A 16815-nucleotide genomic window follows, 5' to 3' on the forward strand; every position below is an offset into this window, starting at 1 on the left:
CTGTCGGAACCATCTCTCTCCGCCCGTCCTTGGGGGCATCAACCGCTTCAACAATCCGGAGGACACCGTGGAAATGCAGTCGACCTGGCAGACCGCCGCCATTCTCATCGCCCGCCTGATCTTCGCCGCCATGTTCGCGATGGCCGTCGCCTTCAAGCTGATGGATATCGGCGCCACCGCAGGCTACATCGCGGCCGCCGGCTTCCCGTTCCCGCTGTTCCTGGCCTGGTGCGCGGCGATCCTCGAAGCGTTGCTGGTGATCGCCTTCCTCACCGGCGCTTATCTGACGCCGTTGGCGTTGATCGGCGCCGTCTACGTCACCTTCCTCGGCTTCGCCTTTCACGGCCCGTCGCACTGGGCCGGAAACCAGGCCGAGTTTGGCGCCTTCATGTCGCATTTCCCGTTCGCCGCCGGCCTGCTCTACGCCGCCGCCCACGGCCCGGGCAGCGTGCTGGCCGTCAAGCTGGGTTGGCCGGGCAGGGCATGAACTTTCCTTCTCCCGTTCTACGGGAGAAGGTGGCCGAAGGCCGGATGAGGGGCGGCGCCAACATTTCAAGACAAGGCGCCTTCCCACATGCTCACATCTGATCGTTATACGGCTCTTTCATCTGGCCGACCATGCGCGCCAGCTTCGAGAAGGACGGCATGTCGGCTTCCGGCTGGCACTGGTTGGCGAGTTCGAGCAACCGGATCGGGAAGTTGACGGCGTCGCGGCTCGAGGCCGACATGCCTTCCGAGCGCTCCTCGCTGGTTTCGCTGGCCTCCGCCTTGCGCAGCGCGATGTCGATCTCCTCGACCGTCAGCACGCCCTTGCGCACCAGCACCTGGTTGACCGAAGCGACGGCCATCAGTAGGCCCTCGAGCTGCAGATTGGCGACATTCATGGCTTTTGCTCCCATTGACCGGGGTGAAACGCGCGAGCCGCGGTTACGATCCGGAGATGCGCGAGCCTCGCTTAGGCCTCCATCCACCGCTCTCCATATTCGCTCCAAAGCCGCCTGATCTCGCGGTTGCCGAGCGGCGGCGTCTGGCGGTCACCGTAGAAGACAGCGACGGCGCTGAGGTCATATTGGCCCTCGGCCTGGGCGATGAAGCGGATCGCTTCGCCGAGCGGTCTCGAATGGAAGATCGGATCGGCCTGGCCCCGGCCCAGGCTGCGAACGCCCGAAATGCTTGCTGGCACATGCCGCATCCGAAAGACGGATGCCATGGCAGGTTTGTCCATGCCTGCTCTCCGCGATTCCCCTCAGGGAATGATCCCATAAGCATCGGCTAATGACCAGCCCGGGACGGCCGCCGGAACAGAGCAGGCCCAGCAGAACCTCGGAAACTAAAAAACCGGCGGGAAAGAAAAAGGCCGGGCGCGACGGTCCAGCCTTTCCGCGCGGTCGCCGCAAGGCAACCCTCGCTCACTATTGTTTTCCGGCTCGGCTCTATAGCCGGGCCGGAAATGCCTACCTGTGCCAACGATGCAGCCAGTCCGGCTCGGGGGCGGAGCTTCGGCTGATCGCCATGCCGGCCAGCAAGCCGACCAGCCCGCCGATCAACATCGCGGTCGAGAAGGTGCCGGGGTTCTGCTGCACGGTCTCCGAAACGCTCTGCGCCTGGCTGCGCAACTGGCTCGCCGCGCGCGACGCGCGGTCAGAGGCGCCGCTGTAAAGGTTCGAAGCCCGGTCGGCCGCGCCCCGATACCAACCATGCGCGGTCTCTGCGGCTTCCCCGGCCTGTTCGGAAAGCGTGCGGTTCAGCCGGTTCACCTCACGCTTCAATTCGGCGATCTGCTTCTTCATCGCGTCTTCCGATGCCCGCGAGGCTCGTGCGCTGCTGCGGGACGCGGGACGGGTGCGCGTGGCGCGCGCGGCGGCGGTTTTCGCGTTGCCGTTGGCTGAATTGGTGGTGCTGGTGTCATTGTCTGCCATCGGTCTCTCCTTTTTGCCTCCTGGGAACGAACGGCCGAGCCGTGCCATTGTTCCCCCGCGGTTTCCGCAGGCGCGCCGCCAGACCAAAAGACGAGGGCCGCGAAGCGAACTCCACGGCCCTTGGTCCAAGCCCGATGCCCTTGCTTGCCGCAGTTACTTGCCGCAGTTGTTGTCGTTCACGTTCGGCTGCACCGTGGTGGCGGTGCTGTTATTGGCATCGCCCATTGCGCCCTGCGGATGATTCGCGCAGTTCTTGTCGGCGTTCGAATTCATGTCGCCGCCTGTGATGCTGCCGGTCGTGCCGGTATCGGGCGGAGCGGCCTGGTCAGGCGACGGCGCGGCCGGCGTCTTCGGCTCGACGGTAACGGTCTGGCCGCTGCCCGTGCCGTCATTTCCGGCGGTACCCGCGTTCTGGGCCATCGCCGCCGTCGCGAGGCCGATGGTCAAGGCCGAAGCTGCAAGAATCCTTGTAAGCATGATCTCTTCTCCTCTGTTGCGAGACGGTCATCTGTCGCGTTGCGACTAGGGGTGGAATCCGTCGGACCAAGGTTGGTTCCGACAAAAATTGTTGTGATCTGGCCCGGCGTTTCAATCTATAGGTGTGGCGCGCACGGGGGCTTTGCCGCCGGTATTTTGAGAAATTTAGGAAAATGTACCTAGAGGCTATTGCCTGGTGAAGGCAGCTATGCTACTATTTTGTCCATGGTGCTGATTTGCGCCAACGACCCGCCGCCGGCGGGTTTTTTGTTTTTCGCGCCATCCATTCTTTCGAAGCGCTGGCGGCGCCTTCCCTGTCCTGCGGCGCTTTCAACATTCTGCTGGAGGCCCAGATGCCACGCTATGCCACCATCGTCACCGCCGATGACGGCGCCGAGATCGTCAGCGCTATCGGCGAATTCGAAGGCACAAGCCTTCCGCACCGCTCGGGCCGTTTCGAGCAGGTCGCGCCGGGCGTGCGCATCGGTATGGTTCGCGGTGGCCTTGATGAAGCCGTCGCCGGTTTCGGTTTCCCGCGCCAGGGCCTCGGCCCGGCTGCGGTCCGCACAGCCACGGCGGGGCTGAAGGCAATGGCCGCGCCGTCCGCCGATGCCCGGCCCGCCAGGCCGGCCATGGCAAGGCCGCGCAGGAAGCCGGCCCGCAAGGTCCGCAAGGCGAAGGCGGCGAAAGCAGCGCCATCGGATTCTGTCACCCATGGCTGACGAAAACAGACGCCGCGAGGCCGTAGGCGCGAAGCGGGCGGCGCGAAAGCCGAAAGCTACCAAAGCCGCTGCCGCTCCGTCGCCCCGCCCGAAGCGCTCGCGAAGGACGCTCGTCGACGATTTCGCCGCCGCGCTTCGCGCCGATTTCCGCGTCCATGGCGCCGGCGTCATCGCCGCGGTGCGCGCCGAAAAACCCGAGCAGTATCTGAAGGTCGTGCTGACGCTGCTGCCCAAGGATTTCTCGGCCAAGGATTTCTCGGAACGTGTCGATGCCAAGCAAACCAGCCTCGGGCAGTTGAGCGATGAGGAGATCCGCAGCCGTATCCGCGGCCTCGAAGCGAGCCTCCGGCCGCTCCTGGACAGCAATGCAAACCTATCTGGCGCTTCTGGAGGAGATGGACCGCAGGCGGCGCCGTAACCTTCTTGCAGCCTACGCGCCATACAAGCGGCAGGCCGAATTTCATTCGGCAGGCGCGACCCACCGCGAGCGTCTGTTCATGGCCGGCAACCAGCTCGGCAAGACCAGGGCAGGGGGCGCGGAATGGGCCATGCACCTCACCGGTCGCTATCCGGGCTGGTGGAAGGGCAAGGTGTTCGGCCAACCCGTCAGGCTCTGGGCCGCCGGCGTCACCGGCGAGGGCACGCGCGACAATCCGCAGCGGGTGCTGGTCGGCCCGCCGCAGCAGCAAAGCGAGTGGGGCACCGGCATGATCCCGGCCGATGCCATCGCCGACACGGTAATGGGCCGCGGCGCGCCGGGAGCGCTGGACAGCGTCGTCGTGCGCTGGGGCGGTGGCGGCGACGTGCAGACCGGCGAGAGCGTGCTTTCTTTCAAGAGCTACGAAAAAGGCCGCGAGAAATGGCAGGGCGAGACGCTGCACGGCGTCTGGTTTGACGAGGAGCCGCCGCTGGATATCTATTCCGAGGGCCTCACCCGTACGAATGCCACGGACGGCATCACGATCGTCACGTTCACGCCGCTGCTCGGCATGAGCGACGTGGTGCTGCGGTTTTTGAGCGCGGAGGCGGTTCAGGACTTGGGTTCCTCGCCCCCGCAAGGCGAGGGAGAGGTGGCCGCGCCGCGGCCGGAGAGGGGGGCTTCGTAGGGCGGCAGCGTTTCCGAGTGATCTCGTGTCCGTTCATCCAGGTTGGCGCCGCCCCCTCTCCGTCGCGGCTTCGCTGCGCCACCTCTCCCCCACTCGCGTGGGGGTGAGGAACTGGGCTTCGGGAAACCGTGCCGAAACCACGATTTGCGATGTCGCTTTGGCCGCAATCGAAGATCGAGTAGTTTCCTGCCGCGATACGGAGCCGACATGCGACCGATACCGAGCCTGCTTCTTGCCTGCGCGCTGCTCTCGGCCTGCTCCGGCTCCACAGGCGATTGGCGCGGCGATGCGATCGCTTCGGCCGAAGCCAGGATGCGGAGCCTGATCAACGATCCGGCGGCAACCGTCTCGCATGTCGACCTCACCGGCGACAGCGCGAGCGGCCAGACCTGCGGCGTCATCGCAAGCAAGGTCGGGATCTTCACCAAGGAAGCGCGCTTCATCGTCTATATCGACGGCGCCGGGCCCTGTGTCGAACCGGGCCTCGGCTCGTCCATGTCGCAGGCCGATTTCGACTGGGCCTGGAAGAACGACTGCGTCAACGAGGGATATAAGGGCTGAGCCGGTTTCCTCGCCCCGCGCGAAGCGGGGGGAGAGGTGGCCGCGCAGCGGCCGGAGAGGGGTCTCCGTGGGGCGACAGCGTCTCCGAGCGGTCTCGTGTCCGTTTATCCAAGTTGGCGCCGCCCCTCTCCATCGCGGCTTCGCCGCTACCTCTCCCCACTTGCGTGGGGGCGAGGAACTGGAGCTTTCAAAACGATTTCCACCGCTTATGGTGCGCGAACGCGCGGTCGCGCGACTTGCATGCCGTAAGGGATTTCAGGAATGTATGTAGGCCGTTCTTACAGGTTGCTGGACTTCGCACTCTGGTCGCGGCGCAGCGTCATCTACATGGTCGTGGTGAGCGGGTTGGCGATCGCCGCCTACCGCCTTCCGGCGACCGCGGGGTTCTCGGTGCCATGGTCGGTCGTGCTGGTGCTCGGCACAACGGTGTCGCTCGTTGCCGGCTTCAAGAATTCTCAGGTCTTCACCCGCGCCAACGAGGCTCTGCAGGCCTTTTCGCAGATCACCGCCGGCAGCCGGATGCTGTCCGGCTTCTGCCGGGATTTCACGGATGCAGCCAACGCCCGGCGGCTGATCTACCGCCATCTCGCCTGGCTGACGGCGCTGCGTTTTTCGCTGCGGCGGCCGATGCCTTGGGAGTCGCTGGCGAAAGCGGCCAACATCGAGTTCCGGCGCCGCCGCTATCACATTGAGGAGGACAAGACGTCGCTCGCCGAGGAACTGCGCAGGCTGCTGGGCGAGGAAGCCGAAAACGTGCTGAAATCGCCGCAGCCGGCGATAGAACTTCTCGACAGGCAGTTGGCCGAGGTCAACGGCTTGTTGAAGAGCTCAGCCGTTCCGACACAGGTCTATTCCGAATTGATCAAGCTGATACGCGACTTCCAGGACCAGCAGGCGCGTTGCGATCGCATCAAGAACAATCCCTATCCCCGGCAATACGCGATCGTGAGCTCGATGTTCATGATCATCTTCTGCACCTTGCTGCCCTTCGGCGTTGTTCCGGTCTTTGCCGACATGGCCAAGCTAGGCGGCGTGCTCGGCTGGATCTCGATCTGGCTGACCATCCCGTTCAGCGCGCTGCTGGGCTGGGTCTACATGTCGCTGGACCTGGTCGGCGAAAGCAGCGCCAATCCGTTCGAAGGCAACGCCAACGACGTGCCGATCTCACAAATCTGCCGCGACATCGAGATCGAGTTGCGGCGAGGGCTCGGCGAGGCCGCGCTTCCCGCGCCGCTGGCGCCGGTCAACGACATCGCGACGTAAAGTTCTTTCCTTCTCCCCTTGCGGGAGAAGGTGGCCGCGAAGCGGCCGGATGAGGGGTGCTCTAGGGAACGCCAGCGCGTCTCTCCGCTGGAACACCCCTCATCCGTCTCGGCGCTGCGCGCCGATCCACCTTCTCCCAGAAGGGGAGAAGGGAAAGGTTTGCCATGTCCCGCCACGTTACCTTCATGACCATCGACGATGCCGGGCATTATTCGCCCGGGCAGCGCGCAGAGATCGTCGCTGCCTTTCCCGAGCACGAGCGCGAGGCGCGCGCGAAAGGCATTCCGGTGCTGGGCTCCGGCCGCATCTTCCCGGTGGCGGAGGAGACGATCGCCTGTGAGCCCTTCAAATTGCCGCGCTGGTGGCCGCGCATCGGCGCGCTCGATTTCGGCTGGGACCATCCTTCGGCCGCGGTCGAGCTGGCCTGGGATACCGAAGCCGATGTCGTCTATGTGACGAAAGCTCACCGGGCTTCGCAGCAGACGCCGGCGATGCAGGCGCTGGCGCTGAAGGGCTGGGGCGACTGGCTGCCCTTCGCTTGGCCGCGCGATGGCCGCCGCGAAACGCTGGAAGGCGCCGGTGTGGCGCTGGCAAAGCAATATGCCGCCCACGGGCTGAACATGCTGACCAGCCACGCCCGCTTCGCCGACGGTTCGGTTTCGGTCGAGGCCGGGCTGATGGAAATGCTCGACCGCATGCAGTCCGGCCGCTTCAAGGTGTTTTCCACCCTTCACGCATGGTTTGAGGAATTCAGGCTGTTCCACCGAAAGAACGGCCAGGTGGTGAAGCTGCGTGACGATTTGATGGCCGCCACGCGCTATCGAAAGCTTACGCTCGCCTATGTCAGCGGCGCCGGCACTTTGCCGACCAGCACCGACGGCATCTGGCTGATCTTCACCCGCGCTGGCGACAAGGGCGCGGATGGCACCGGCGTGGGTGACTTCACAGGCCCGGCCTCCTCGGTGACCGATAACATCGTCACCTTCGCCGGCACCACGGGGAAGGCCGGTAAGGACAGTGGCGTGGCAGTGGGAAGCCTTGTGGCAGGGCCGGCCTCGGCCGCGGCCGACAACATCGCCACATTCAACGGCACGACGGGCAAGCTGGTGAAGGACAGCGGCGTGGCGGTGGCAAGCCTGGCGCCGAAAGCCAGCCCAGCACTCACGGGAACACCCACGGCGCCGACGGCGACCGCAGGCACCAACTCAACCCAGATCGCCACCACGGCGTATGTGGACGTAACGTTCGCGCCGAAGGCTAGTCCCGCCTTTACCGGCAACCCTACGGCACCGACGCAAGCGGCCGGTAACAACAGCACCCGACTTGCCACCACGGCTTATGTGGATGGATCGTTTGCGCCCTTGGCCTCGCCGACCTTTACGGGCGTGCCTGTGCTGACCGGAGGCGGCATCAAGTTCCCTGTAACGCAGGTCCCCAGCGCCGATCCGAACACACAGGATGACTACGAGGAAGGCACCTTTACGCCGGCCTACTCGGCCACTGGCTGTACGTTCAGCTACACCAACCAAAATGGGTTCTACACCAAGGTAGGCAACGTCTGCTGGTTCTCTGCGGAACTTGACCTCGCAACATCGGGAAACACCCTGGCTGCAAATGCCATAAGCATCGCGGGTCTGCCTTTCGCCTCAAGCCCCACAGCGCCCAACGGTATGCGGTTCGTCTGTGCATGGTTCAACTCAACCACCAGCTATGTGACCGTGTTGGCCAACCTAGTGGCGGCTGCAAGTGCTCTCGCACTACAAGCCATCACGGCAGCGTCAACATCAAATAATACGGCTGCTCTCGCCAACGGCCTTTGCCACGCCACCCTTGGGATGGGCCTTCGTGTTTGTGGCGTCTACCGCACAGCTTAACCCATAAGGAGAAAACCATATGACGCTCGAAAGGAAGACGGTGCTCGACCTCATCGCACCTAAGGAGGACGGCACTGTGGAAGTCCGTATGCAGAAGCAGACGGTGCTGGATGGGGAGGTGCTACAGGCGCAGTTCCACCGCACCATTGTAGACCCATTGGGTGACGTGGACGAGCAGTTCGGTCTCGTGAACACCCACCTCGCTCAGATGGGCTTTGGGCCTGTGAGCACGGCAGAGATCGGGGTGGTCCGCGACACCGCGGCAGCCGTCCGTGCGTTTCCAGACGTAGCGGCTCGCATCGCAGCCATCAAGGCTCGGCGTGAGGCAGAAGAGGCGGAAGGCAATGCAACGGCGGATGCAGGTGAACCGACATGATGATCCTCCGCTGGTGCCTAACCGCCCCGGTTCTACTGGCCTTTATGTGCTCTGCTACCACACTTGCTGGCTATCGGCTGGCATCGCTGCCGCCTTCAAGTTGGACAGGTTGCCGGGCGTGATGTGCTGTGTGCATACCGATGACGACACGATCTATGGCACGGCCTACTCCTCGCAAACGGGGTCCCGGTGCCAATCGCTGGCTACCGCGTGGAATGGCGCGATGTGGTGGCTATGCCGGAACCCCGGCTACGGCTTCGCCGGCTATGTGCTGGGTTTCGTCGATGTTGGTGTCGAACGCCAGGAGACCCTGTATCAGATCTTAGGGCCGGCGAGGACGAGGTGAGGGTCAGCATCTTTATCCACATGGCGGGCACCGTTTCGCCTGGCGCCACCAGAAGGGGCCGCATCGAGATCTGGCTAGCTTGGCAGACCGACAATCAGGATGGCTGGCGCATCATGAAGTCAATGTGGGGCCGCTTCCTCGTCAATGAATTCCAGGGATCGCTCGACGCTCTTGAGGGGCGGAGGGAACGAATGGGGGTTATCGTTGAAGCCCTGCCTGTCGCTCGGGCGGTCGTCTTCATCTTCGCTCCAAAAATATTCGCATACACCGAATGCGATCACGCCGCAAACGATGCCGCAGATCGAGCCTATAAAGGCGCACGTCATCTAAGCTTCCCCGCTTCTGATACTGCGCGAACTTAGCACCTTTTTACCCACGACATCAAACATACATGCCCGCCCCTCCCAGCGGAAAGGAACCCCCATGGACCGCAACTTTGCGCATGCCCTTTGGCTCGTCCTCACCTCCGAAGGCGGCTGGTCGGACAATCCCGCCGATCCGGGCGGCGCCACCATGAAAGGTGTCACGCTCGCCAATTTCCGCCGCTACGTGAAAGCGGATGCGACCAAAGCCGACCTGCGCAGGATCTCAGACGATCAGGTTGCCACGGTCTACCGGCGCTTCTACTGGGATGCGGTGGTCGGCGCCGAACTCCCCGGCGGCATCGACTACGCGCTCTTCGACTTCGCCGTGAACAGCGGGCCGAGCAGGGCGGCGAAGTATCTTCAAGGTGTGCTCGGCGTTGTTCAGGATGGCCGCATTGGCCCGGCCACGCTGGCGGCGGTGAGGGCAAAACCCGCCGGCGTCGTCATCGATGCGCTGTGCGACGCGCGGCTCGCCTTCCTGAAAAAACTATCGACGTGGCCGAGCTTCGGCCGGGGCTGGAGCGCCCGAGTCGCCTCCGTGCGCCGGCAGGCGCTGCTGATGTCGGCGGCGCCGTCGGCGACTGAGGGATCCGCTTCGCCGGGGCCTGCATCCCCCGATGACGTTCCATTAGCCGCAACCCCTGCCGGCGCCGGATTGCCCGCCGCCGGCGAGGCACCCACTCTGCCAAACAAATCCGCATCGCCCTCCAAGGTAGCCGGCGTCATCGCGCTGGCGCTCGGCTCGCTCATCGCCTGGACCGCGCATCTTTCCTGCAATCTTTTCGGAGTGTTCTGCCAATGACTGCCGTCATCATCCGCGTCGCCCTGCGCTATTGCGCCGGCGTGCTTGTCGCGCGCGGCCTTCTGGGCGCCGACGACGCCTCGGCGTTCTCCGCCGATCCCGACATTCAAATGGCGCTGGAGACCGGCCTCGGTCTTGCCATCGCCGCCGCGGCCGAGTGGTGGCATCTGCTCGCGCGCCGCTTCGGCTGGGAGCATTGACCATGGAAAATCTGAAAGGTCTGCTCACCGCCTGTATCGAAGCCGCCAGCCCGTATGTCGTCATCGGCGCCGCCTGCTTTATCGCCGGGCTTCTCATCGGAGCGCTGCTATGAGCGCGCTGCTGGCGTGGCTTCTCACCAATCCGTCAATCCTGGCGATCGGCGCCGGCCTTGTCGGCGCGCTCGGCTGGGGCTTCCGCCAGCGCCTCGCAGGCGCAAGGGCTGAGCGCAGCAAGCAGGCCGACGCCGAGGCCGCGGCCCGGGATGTCGCCGACCAGGTCGACAACGATGTCGGTGCTTTGCCGGCTGACGCGGTCAGAAAGGAGCTGAAATCATGGGCAAGGGATTGATCGTCGCCGCCATCGTCGCCGCGCTCGCCGGCTGCACGACGGCCAAGGGTAGCTTCTGCGCCGTCGCGCCGCCGATGCGCCTCTCTGCCAGCGCGGTCGATGCCTTGTCCGACCAGGAGGCGAGAGCGCTGCTTGCGCACAACCGCAAGGGCGAAAAACTCTGCGGCTGGAGGCCGTGATGCATGACATCTTCGATCTTCTCGGCATCAAGGGCCAGGTCGTGGCAGCGGGGCTCGCCGGCGGCGTGCTGCGGGCGCTGTCGCGCCATCGCTACAAGCTGCGCGAGATGATTGCCTCGCCCATCTGCGGCGCCTTGGCCGCCGCCTATCTGACATTGCCTGTCGTCGCTTGGGTCCGGGCAAGCGGCCTGCCAATTCCCGCCGCCGACGACACCACCACGCTCGCCGCAGCCTTCCTCATCGGAGTCTCGGCCATGTGGATCTCGGACATCGTTTTCGAGGTGGTCGTGCGAAGATTCAAACAAATGCCGGATTCCTGATCGCGGCGGACCGACACCGTGCAGGCATCGAGACATCGACCGGGAGATCGTCCACACGATACCAAGAGCACGGTGTCAGCGGTTTGCCCGCTCGAGCCGCTGGAAGAATCCAGGCGCAACGCCTATCTATGGAGCAATCCAAAGGAGGTACGACATGGCTTCTTCCACCGAGCGCGCGGTCCTTGCCGGCGGCTGCTTCTGGGGCATGCAGGATCTGATCCGGCGCTTGCCCGGCGTGATCTCGACGCGAGTGGGCTACAGCGGCGGCGATGTCCCCAACGCCACCTACCGCAACCACGGCACCCACGCCGAGGCGATCGAGATCATCTTCGATCCGGCCAAGACCAGCTTCCGCACGCTGCTCGAATTCTTCTTCCAGATCCACGATCCGACGACGAAAAACCGCCAGGGCAACGATATCGGCGCGAGCTATCGCTCGGCGATTTTCTATACCAGCGATGAACAGAAACGGATCGCCGAGGACACGATAGCCGATGTCGACGCGTCCGGCCTGTGGCCTGGCAAGGTCGTCACCGAGCTCGCTCCGGTCGGGCCCTTCTGGGAAGCCGAGCCCGAGCATCAGGACTATCTCGAGCGCTATCCCAACGGCTACACCTGCCATTTCGCACGGCCGGGCTGGAAGCTTCCGGTTCGTCAACAGGCGGCCGCGTCATAATCAGCGACCGCGGTGTGTTGACATAGTCTTCACGCGCTTTGATCTGCCGACCGTGCCGGAAGGCATGGCGGGCTTTTTTGCGTTTCGGCTGGTTGTCCCGGCCCGGCGGGCCTTAGCCCTTGGCTCGGCGGCCTTCGTGTTCGTGGTTGCCGATCCAGTGGGCGCGGATGCGGTCGCTGGCTTCGAGATAAGCCATGTCGATCAGGTAGGTCAGAAGCTTCTCGCCATCGGCCTCCGCCTTCTGGCGAAGTTCTCGCAGGATTCCCTGCGCAAATTGCAGGTTTTCCATTTTGCTAGGCTGGTCCATGGGTGCCCCCAAATGTCGGTGCGGTAAGTTTGGCTCACTATGCTTGTACGAAGATTATCGCCTCGCTCGCGGTGAAGCTGTACTCGGTTGCACTGAGGACGCCCGATAAACGAAGCTGTTGGACATCGCGCGGAAATGTCGATATTTTACGCGCCCAATCGGATGGCGACCATGCACGAAGACGAGGGCAGCACTCCTGACAAGTTGCAAGCCATGCTTGACGTGATCGCCAGGAGCGAGCCCCCAAGCGAGAGCGGGCAAGCCGATTTCGGCCGATTGAAAGCCGACGCCGCCAAGGCTGCCGGCGTGTTGATCGAATTTTACGGCGATGCAGCCCTGGAGCGGGCCAAGCTCATAGAGCACCGGTCGCCCCAGTCGCATTTTGCGCGCATGGTCGTGGCTGAAGTCGGCCGGCGCGGCAAGCGAAATTGACCCGCGAGCAATCGGCGAAAGCTGCTTCAAGACGATCTTCGCCTCCCCAGCCTTGCGCTAAGCCGCTGCTCGACCTCTTCCTCGATGTTGTCCAGGAGATAGGACATCAGGTCGTGTCCGATCGACCGCGCTAGGTCCTTGGCTTGCCCGACATGGTTGCGGATCTCGCGCAGCGCCTGCTCTTCGCACGCGGCGTCGTCCGTCAAATCGACGAACCAGCCGGGATAGAGCGCTGCCTCGCCCGTCCCGTCAACATAGCATTGGCCGACGGCCAGGATCTTGCGCAACCCCATCTTTTCGGAATGGACCCTATAGACCTCCCTGAATGCGGACCTGCGCTCCACGGCCTTGCGGATCGCCAGCCGAACCCGTGAACGATCGTCCTGATCGATGCTTTGCATGCATCGTTCAAGCGAAGCGCCATGAGAGAACTCATCGAGTGTCAGACCGAAATAATCTGAAAGATTGGCGTCGCCATAAACGCGGTCGCGCTTGATGTCCCAGGTCCAGAACCCGTCGATCGGTGGATACCGCATGTGCATGTTGCGGCCGTGTTCAGGCGCCGACGTCATGAAAACCGCCCCGTCCGGTTTCAAGCTTTGGCAGCACTATGTCGCAAAAACGGTAAGAAACAAACATGGCCTTTTGTACAAGGCCGGAAGTCATAAGACTTGCTGCCACTGGCAATTCGGGGATGTCATGCTGATATAACCGGAAAGACGGCGAAGAAAAATTTCTCGAGCCGAAAGAATTTTCACTTTGATGTTGCAACTGCCGCTTGGCGTTTTACGCGAAAACGCGGCGGACAAGCAGGCGAAACAACCCCAAGGCTGTATTTCCGCAAGAGGCATGGTTGAAAATTCTTATATTTTGTAAAAAGAATAAAACTCTTTGCGTGCTGCTGCAGGGAGCCAAGCCGGCTTGCCGCCTCATATTTGCAGCATATCTAAATGCTAGCGTCAGCCGATTGACCGGCAAACCGACCGGTGGTTGAAAAACGCGAAACTTCGAGAAAAGCCCGCGCATATCAATCCGCGGCTGGGCGTCCTCCCGGACGTCCGAAGCCGTCACCAGACTGAAGGTCTCTGTCGTTCAGACTAAAGTCTGCCAAGAGATCAACCTAAGCCAGTCTTTGCCGCGGCTCCAGGTCGGCTTCAGCGCTTGCGGCCGAATCATCGGCGATTCGGTCATGCTCGAACTGGCGCGCCGTGGGCAGGGCCTGCAACCAGGGCTCGCGGCGTCCGATCCAGAGTTCATAGCTCGGCACCAGCCCTTCGGTTGGCGCAACGTCCAGGCTACCGATCGTCACTTCGGCCTCGTCGTCGTCAACGAACGGAACGCGGCTTCCGCAGGTGGGGCAAAAGCTCCGAGCGCCATAGCTGCTGGTGATGCCGGTGGTTTCGAACGCTTTTAGCGGCCATACGGCGTAGGCATGGAAGGCCGATCCGCTTGTCTTGCGGCAGTCCTTGCAGTGACAGAGGCCGACCCGGAGCGGCTCCCCAGTGACGCGGAACTGCACCCCGCCACACAGGCAACTCCCGCTGCGCGCGATTTCAGGCATTGCTGTTCCTCCTGCGGCTATGCACAGAGCCAATTTCGCTCGCCCCGGCAGGTCCCGCTGCCCGCTGCTAAAACCCGCAACAAGTTGCGATGGTTCCACGCCTGCGTGCAAGAAGCACGGTCAGTCGGGGAGGTTGATCGGCTCCTCGCACCGATAGACGCGGCACTCGCCGTCCTTGGTGGGAACAGTCGTCGACACAGGCACTTCCGGCCAGTCGCACTCATTGCCGAATTGCCGAACGAATCGGTCATAAGTGTCCGCGCCTGTGCTCAAGACCACGGCACGATCACTTTTGATCAGCATCTGCGTCTGCTCGCAAGTCATCGCGCGTGTGTCCGGCCGGGCGTAGGCGGCGTTCATGGTGCACAACATTGGGCCGGCGCACAATGTTTTGCCTGCGGCAAGTGCGATCAACAGGGTTCTCATGGGGACGCCAGGTTTTTGAAGTTTCCGGGTGTCGAATATCGACCGCGGCTAGAACACCGCAAGATATTTGAGCAGCGAAACGATTCCGATGATGATGACGATGATCTGCGCGATCTGGCGCGCGCGGGCATCGAGCGGCAGGCGTTGCACGAGGTAAAGCACCAGGATCACCACCAGGAAAGTGATCAATATGCCGATAAGGATCGATACGCCCATTTGCCTGCCTTCTTATCAAGATTGCCCGGATGGGCAGGCTCCAACGTTGCCGGCTGCGAAATGGTTCCAAGCGGATTGAGCCACCGATCGTGTCGTCCGAAAGCAGAAGCCGGCTTCGACGTCGGCGGAACATGCGCGCGGCTTGCGAGTTCACTTCCTCGATAGCAATGCGCGGGATCGCACTGTCAGAGAGGAAGAAACCATGGGCCTCGGCACGATTCTCATCATCATTCTCATTCTTGCCCTGCTTGGCGGCTTCAGCGGCTTAGGCGGAGGGCCTTTCTACGGCACCGGCTATTATGGCGGCGGCGGCCTCGGACTCGTCCTGGTCATCGTGATCATCCTGGTGTTGCTCGGCCGCATCTGACGGCCCACGATGCGACCAGGCCTCAGAGTGTCGCCAGCGCGTCCCTCAGCTTCGCCGCCGGGCGATTGCCTCGCGGCTGGCGTCGCGGTTCCCGATCTGCGTTTCGGCTAGTTTTGGCGGGCTAGGCGGCGATCAGCGCGACGACGGCAAGGAGCGGAAGCATTTGCCGTCGCAGGGCGCATCGCAGTCAGATGACCATTGCTGCCACCGAACAGGATTCGGCGGCGTTGCGGTCGACCGGCGGCCGATCCGCGAATCCCGCTAGCCCTCGCGCCCACTGCATTCGAGGCACACTATACTGTGTCCCGGACAATTCAGCCGGTGCGTGCCCTCTGGGCAGCAATGGCCGTTCGAGCTCAGCCAGCGCGCGCAAACGAAAACCTTCTTGGCCCCGTGACAGCGGGAGCATTCCTGCGGACGCATCAGTTCCTCCCGTGACGGGACGCCATGTTCCGCCTCAACGACCGTGTTCATCCGTTTAGTCCCCAACGCCTGGATTATCGGTCACATATGTTAATTCACTATTCTTTACATTAGGGTTTATGAATGTGAAAGGCGAGAAAGCGACATAAGGCTTTCACGCGCTTGTGCGCTTTCCCTTTGCGCTGGCGTTGTTAAATGTGGTGCCGCCCGATGCGTCGACGGATCAGGGCACGCAAAGGGAACCTTCTTGCAATGACATGGACCGGCGCGGGCGCGCTTTTCATCCTCGTGCTCACCTATGCCGGCGTCGCCGTCGGCCGTATTCCGGGCCTGCGGCTCGACCGCGCCGGCATCGCGTTGCTGGGCGGCGCCGCCATGATCGCAATCGGCGCGATCGGCATCGAGGATGCCTACAGAGCCATCAATTTCGACACCATAACCTTGCTGCTCGGCATGATGATCGTCGTGGCGCATCTGAAGGTCTCGGGCGCGTTTCGGGCGCTCGGCGGCTTTGCCATCGAGCATGCCCACGCGCCCTTCATGCTTTTGGTAATGGTGACGCTGCTGACCGGCGCGCTCTCGGCCTTCCTGGTCAATGACGCGATCTGCCTGGTGATGGCGCCGATCGTCGTGCACGTCACACGAGTCATCAACCGCAACCCGGTGCCTTACCTCATCGCTACCTGCACGGCCTCGAACTGCGGCAGCGTCGCCACCATCACAGGCAACCCGCAGAACATGGTGATCGGTGCGCTGTCCGGCATTTCCTATCCGGCTTTCACGCTGGCGCTCGCGCCGGTGGCGCTGTTCGGTCTGCTCTGCGTCATCGTCATCGTGCGCATCGTCTACCGGGCCGAATTCTCCCGCCCTGCCGAGCTCAGCCCGGAAGTCTATCGCGGCCGCATGCTGCCCGGGCAGGTCCTGAAGGCCACCATCGTGTGCGTGTTGCTGGCGCTCGCCTTCTTCGCCGGCGTTCCCGTCGCGAAGGCGGCGCTCATTGCCGGCGCCTTCCTGCTGGTCACGCGGGCAATCAAGCCGCGGCGCATTTACCGCGAGATCGACGGACCGCTGCTCTTCATGTTCGCCGGCTTGTTCGTGGTGGTGGCGGGTGCCGAGCGCACCTTGCTCACGCCCGACATGATCGCCTGGGCCAAGAACATCGGACTCGACGATGTCTGGCGGCTCTCCGGCTTCACCGCGGTGCTTTCCAACATCATGAGCAATGTGCCGGCGGTGCTGGCGCTCCGGCCCTTCGTTCCTGGGCTGGAAAACCCGGCGCGCGCCTGGCTGGTCGTGGCGATGAGCTCGACGCTTGCCGGCAATTTCACGCTGCTCGGCTCGGTTGCCAATCTGATCGTCGCCGAGCAGGCAAAAGCTGCCGGCAAGGAGCTTTCCTTCTCGGCTTTCTTTAAGGTCGGCCTGCCGCTGACGCTGGTGACGCTTCTTGCCGGCACCGCCTGGCTAGCCTGGGCCTGAAGACGCTGTCCCTTCGGACCGCCTGATCGAGGGCGCCGCGGCGACATGACCGGCGGCAGCGTCTCGACCTGG

The 16815-nt window shown here is 63.2% G+C and carries 27 protein-coding genes; 18 read left to right on the forward strand and 9 right to left on the reverse strand.

The features are described 5' to 3' along the window. Positions 1-73: 73 nt before the first annotated feature. A complete protein-coding gene (locus LB525_RS11095) occupies positions 74-487 on the forward strand; it encodes a DoxX family protein (RefSeq protein ID WP_095768408.1) in 414 nt (137 codons plus the stop codon). 91 nt (positions 488-578) lie between these two features. On the opposite strand, the gene LB525_RS11100 is transcribed toward LB525_RS11095, so the two are convergent. The 4 genes from LB525_RS11100 to LB525_RS11115 form a co-directional block, all read right to left on the reverse strand. Next, positions 579-884: a hypothetical protein gene (locus LB525_RS11100; RefSeq protein ID WP_095768409.1), complete on the reverse strand. Its 306-nt coding sequence runs from the start codon at positions 882-884 to the stop codon at positions 579-581. 71 nt (positions 885-955) lie between these two features. Beyond that, positions 956-1225, reverse strand: coding sequence for a hypothetical protein (locus tag LB525_RS11105; RefSeq protein ID WP_095768410.1), 270 nt, complete (start codon positions 1223-1225; stop codon positions 956-958). A 229-nt stretch (positions 1226-1454) separates the two neighbouring features. Continuing rightward, positions 1455-1919, reverse strand: a complete 465-nt coding sequence (locus LB525_RS11110) for a hypothetical protein (RefSeq protein WP_095768411.1) — start codon at positions 1917-1919, stop codon at positions 1455-1457. A gap of 153 nt (positions 1920-2072) precedes the next feature. Further along, positions 2073-2366, reverse strand: coding sequence for a hypothetical protein (locus tag LB525_RS11115; protein WP_318011945.1), 294 nt, complete (start codon positions 2364-2366; stop codon positions 2073-2075). Positions 2367-2749: 383 nt separating this feature from the next. On the opposite strand from LB525_RS11115, the gene LB525_RS11120 reads away from it, so the two are divergent. From LB525_RS11120 to msrA, 14 genes are all read left to right on the forward strand, one after another. Further along, positions 2750-3118: a hypothetical protein gene (locus LB525_RS11120; protein ID WP_224544645.1), complete on the forward strand. Its 369-nt coding sequence runs from the start codon at positions 2750-2752 to the stop codon at positions 3116-3118. Next, entirely contained in the window at positions 3111-3536 is a 426-nt protein-coding gene (locus LB525_RS11125; RefSeq protein WP_224544646.1) for a hypothetical protein, read from the forward strand. The genes LB525_RS11120 and LB525_RS11125 overlap by 8 nt, the downstream gene beginning before the upstream one ends. After that, complete coding sequence (locus LB525_RS11130; RefSeq protein WP_224544647.1) at positions 3484-4224, forward strand: terminase large subunit domain-containing protein; 741 nt, start codon at positions 3484-3486, stop codon at positions 4222-4224. The genes LB525_RS11125 and LB525_RS11130 overlap by 53 nt, the downstream gene beginning before the upstream one ends. Positions 4225-4431: 207 nt before the next feature. Next, complete coding sequence (locus tag LB525_RS11135; protein ID WP_224544648.1) at positions 4432-4785, forward strand: hypothetical protein; 354 nt, start codon at positions 4432-4434, stop codon at positions 4783-4785. Between the two features lie 261 nt (positions 4786-5046). Then, complete coding sequence (locus LB525_RS11140) at positions 5047-6048, forward strand: bestrophin family protein (protein ID WP_224544649.1); 1002 nt, start codon at positions 5047-5049, stop codon at positions 6046-6048. A gap of 164 nt (positions 6049-6212) precedes the next feature. Next, positions 6213-7922: a terminase family protein gene (locus LB525_RS11145; protein WP_224544650.1), complete on the forward strand. Its 1710-nt coding sequence runs from the start codon at positions 6213-6215 to the stop codon at positions 7920-7922. Positions 7923-7941: 19 nt separating this feature from the next. Next, a complete protein-coding gene (locus tag LB525_RS11150) occupies positions 7942-8298 on the forward strand; it encodes a hypothetical protein (protein ID WP_224544651.1) in 357 nt (118 codons plus the stop codon). Between the two features lie 342 nt (positions 8299-8640). Next, the gene (locus LB525_RS11155; protein ID WP_224544652.1) at positions 8641-9006 is read left to right on the forward strand and encodes a hypothetical protein; all 366 of its coding nucleotides are present in this window, start codon (positions 8641-8643) and stop codon (positions 9004-9006) included. A gap of 61 nt (positions 9007-9067) precedes the next feature. After that, positions 9068-9811: a glycoside hydrolase family 108 protein gene (locus tag LB525_RS11160; protein ID WP_224544653.1), complete on the forward strand. Its 744-nt coding sequence runs from the start codon at positions 9068-9070 to the stop codon at positions 9809-9811. Then, entirely contained in the window at positions 9808-10011 is a 204-nt protein-coding gene (locus tag LB525_RS11165; protein ID WP_140840730.1) for a hypothetical protein, read from the forward strand. Before LB525_RS11160 ends, LB525_RS11165 begins: the two co-directional genes overlap by 4 nt. 109 nt (positions 10012-10120) lie before the next feature. Next, positions 10121-10360 carry an ABC transporter permease gene (locus LB525_RS11170; protein ID WP_224544654.1) on the forward strand — a complete coding sequence of 80 codons (240 nt, stop codon included), beginning with the start codon at positions 10121-10123 and terminating at the stop codon, positions 10358-10360. Beyond that, the gene (locus LB525_RS11175) at positions 10345-10539 is read left to right on the forward strand and encodes a hypothetical protein (protein ID WP_224544655.1); all 195 of its coding nucleotides are present in this window, start codon (positions 10345-10347) and stop codon (positions 10537-10539) included. The genes LB525_RS11170 and LB525_RS11175 overlap by 16 nt, the downstream gene beginning before the upstream one ends. After that, complete coding sequence (locus LB525_RS11180; protein ID WP_140840735.1) at positions 10539-10859, forward strand: hypothetical protein; 321 nt, start codon at positions 10539-10541, stop codon at positions 10857-10859. Before LB525_RS11175 ends, LB525_RS11180 begins: the two co-directional genes overlap by 1 nt. Before the next feature lie 154 nt (positions 10860-11013). Beyond that, positions 11014-11535, forward strand: coding sequence for a peptide-methionine (S)-S-oxide reductase MsrA (gene msrA / locus LB525_RS11185; RefSeq protein WP_095768415.1), 522 nt, complete (start codon positions 11014-11016; stop codon positions 11533-11535). 112 nt (positions 11536-11647) lie between these two features. On the opposite strand, the gene LB525_RS11190 is transcribed toward msrA, so the two are convergent. Beyond that, on the reverse strand, positions 11648-11842 hold the full coding sequence (locus LB525_RS11190; RefSeq protein WP_140840737.1) for a hypothetical protein: 195 nt from the start codon (positions 11840-11842) through the stop codon (positions 11648-11650). Between the two features lie 171 nt (positions 11843-12013). On the opposite strand from LB525_RS11190, the gene LB525_RS11195 reads away from it, so the two are divergent. Then, complete coding sequence (locus tag LB525_RS11195) at positions 12014-12274, forward strand: hypothetical protein (RefSeq protein WP_224544656.1); 261 nt, start codon at positions 12014-12016, stop codon at positions 12272-12274. A 26-nt stretch (positions 12275-12300) separates the two neighbouring features. On the opposite strand, the gene LB525_RS11200 is transcribed toward LB525_RS11195, so the two are convergent. The 4 genes from LB525_RS11200 to LB525_RS11215 all read right to left on the reverse strand — a co-directional run bounded on the left by LB525_RS11200 (position 12301) and on the right by LB525_RS11215 (position 14477). Further along, positions 12301-12846 carry a hypothetical protein gene (locus LB525_RS11200; protein WP_095768417.1) on the reverse strand — a complete coding sequence of 182 codons (546 nt, stop codon included), beginning with the start codon at positions 12844-12846 and terminating at the stop codon, positions 12301-12303. Between the two features lie 548 nt (positions 12847-13394). After that, on the reverse strand, positions 13395-13835 hold the full coding sequence (locus tag LB525_RS11205; protein WP_224544657.1) for a GFA family protein: 441 nt from the start codon (positions 13833-13835) through the stop codon (positions 13395-13397). 120 nt (positions 13836-13955) lie between these two features. Beyond that, positions 13956-14249 (reverse strand): hypothetical protein, encoded by a 294-nt coding sequence (locus LB525_RS11210; RefSeq protein ID WP_411962415.1) that lies wholly within the window; start codon positions 14247-14249, stop codon positions 13956-13958. 60 nt (positions 14250-14309) lie between these two features. Continuing rightward, the gene (locus tag LB525_RS11215) at positions 14310-14477 is read right to left on the reverse strand and encodes a Thivi_2564 family membrane protein (RefSeq protein WP_095768420.1); all 168 of its coding nucleotides are present in this window, start codon (positions 14475-14477) and stop codon (positions 14310-14312) included. A gap of 202 nt (positions 14478-14679) precedes the next feature. Here LB525_RS11215 and LB525_RS11220 point away from each other — a divergent pair, with 202 nt between their 5' ends. Together LB525_RS11220 and LB525_RS11225 are read left to right on the forward strand one after the other, a co-directional pair. Beyond that, entirely contained in the window at positions 14680-14844 is a 165-nt protein-coding gene (locus tag LB525_RS11220) for a DUF3309 family protein (protein WP_095768421.1), read from the forward strand. Positions 14845-15519: 675 nt separating this feature from the next. Then, on the forward strand, positions 15520-16743 hold the full coding sequence (locus LB525_RS11225; protein WP_140840747.1) for an anion transporter: 1224 nt from the start codon (positions 15520-15522) through the stop codon (positions 16741-16743). Positions 16744-16815: the final 72 nt, after the last annotated feature.

It is taken from the genome of Mesorhizobium sp. CA16 (assembly GCF_020165175.1).
GTDB lineage: Bacteria > Pseudomonadota > Alphaproteobacteria > Rhizobiales > Rhizobiaceae > Mesorhizobium.

What these genes read in the sequence shown, in the direction of transcription:
- LB525_RS11095 (WP_095768408.1), top strand. Translation starts at nt 74, where the DNA reads ATGCAGTCGACCTGGCAGACCGCCGCCATTCTCATCGCCCGCCTGATC.
- LB525_RS11100 (WP_095768409.1), bottom strand. Translation starts at nt 884, where the DNA reads ATGAATGTCGCCAATCTGCAGCTCGAGGGCCTACTGATGGCCGTCGCT.
- LB525_RS11105 (WP_095768410.1), bottom strand. Translation starts at nt 1,225, where the DNA reads ATGGACAAACCTGCCATGGCATCCGTCTTTCGGATGCGGCATGTGCCA.
- LB525_RS11110 (WP_095768411.1), bottom strand. Translation starts at nt 1,919, where the DNA reads ATGGCAGACAATGACACCAGCACCACCAATTCAGCCAACGGCAACGCG.
- LB525_RS11120 (WP_224544645.1), top strand. Translation starts at nt 2,750, where the DNA reads ATGCCACGCTATGCCACCATCGTCACCGCCGATGACGGCGCCGAGATC.
- LB525_RS11125 (WP_224544646.1), top strand. Translation starts at nt 3,111, where the DNA reads ATGGCTGACGAAAACAGACGCCGCGAGGCCGTAGGCGCGAAGCGGGCG.
- LB525_RS11130 (WP_224544647.1), top strand. Translation starts at nt 3,484, where the DNA reads ATGCAAACCTATCTGGCGCTTCTGGAGGAGATGGACCGCAGGCGGCGC.
- LB525_RS11135 (WP_224544648.1), top strand. Translation starts at nt 4,432, where the DNA reads ATGCGACCGATACCGAGCCTGCTTCTTGCCTGCGCGCTGCTCTCGGCC.
- LB525_RS11140 (WP_224544649.1), top strand. Translation starts at nt 5,047, where the DNA reads ATGTATGTAGGCCGTTCTTACAGGTTGCTGGACTTCGCACTCTGGTCG.
- LB525_RS11145 (WP_224544650.1), top strand. Translation starts at nt 6,213, where the DNA reads ATGTCCCGCCACGTTACCTTCATGACCATCGACGATGCCGGGCATTAT.
- LB525_RS11150 (WP_224544651.1), top strand. Translation starts at nt 7,942, where the DNA reads ATGACGCTCGAAAGGAAGACGGTGCTCGACCTCATCGCACCTAAGGAG.
- LB525_RS11160 (WP_224544653.1), top strand. Translation starts at nt 9,068, where the DNA reads ATGGACCGCAACTTTGCGCATGCCCTTTGGCTCGTCCTCACCTCCGAA.
- LB525_RS11165 (WP_140840730.1), top strand. Translation starts at nt 9,808, where the DNA reads ATGACTGCCGTCATCATCCGCGTCGCCCTGCGCTATTGCGCCGGCGTG.
- LB525_RS11170 (WP_224544654.1), top strand. Translation starts at nt 10,121, where the DNA reads ATGAGCGCGCTGCTGGCGTGGCTTCTCACCAATCCGTCAATCCTGGCG.
- LB525_RS11175 (WP_224544655.1), top strand. Translation starts at nt 10,345, where the DNA reads ATGGGCAAGGGATTGATCGTCGCCGCCATCGTCGCCGCGCTCGCCGGC.
- LB525_RS11180 (WP_140840735.1), top strand. Translation starts at nt 10,539, where the DNA reads ATGCATGACATCTTCGATCTTCTCGGCATCAAGGGCCAGGTCGTGGCA.
- msrA (WP_095768415.1), top strand. Translation starts at nt 11,014, where the DNA reads ATGGCTTCTTCCACCGAGCGCGCGGTCCTTGCCGGCGGCTGCTTCTGG.
- LB525_RS11190 (WP_140840737.1), bottom strand. Translation starts at nt 11,842, where the DNA reads ATGGACCAGCCTAGCAAAATGGAAAACCTGCAATTTGCGCAGGGAATC.
- LB525_RS11195 (WP_224544656.1), top strand. Translation starts at nt 12,014, where the DNA reads ATGCACGAAGACGAGGGCAGCACTCCTGACAAGTTGCAAGCCATGCTT.
- LB525_RS11200 (WP_095768417.1), bottom strand. Translation starts at nt 12,846, where the DNA reads ATGACGTCGGCGCCTGAACACGGCCGCAACATGCACATGCGGTATCCA.
- LB525_RS11205 (WP_224544657.1), bottom strand. Translation starts at nt 13,835, where the DNA reads ATGCCTGAAATCGCGCGCAGCGGGAGTTGCCTGTGTGGCGGGGTGCAG.
- LB525_RS11215 (WP_095768420.1), bottom strand. Translation starts at nt 14,477, where the DNA reads ATGGGCGTATCGATCCTTATCGGCATATTGATCACTTTCCTGGTGGTG.
- LB525_RS11220 (WP_095768421.1), top strand. Translation starts at nt 14,680, where the DNA reads ATGGGCCTCGGCACGATTCTCATCATCATTCTCATTCTTGCCCTGCTT.
- LB525_RS11225 (WP_140840747.1), top strand. Translation starts at nt 15,520, where the DNA reads ATGACATGGACCGGCGCGGGCGCGCTTTTCATCCTCGTGCTCACCTAT.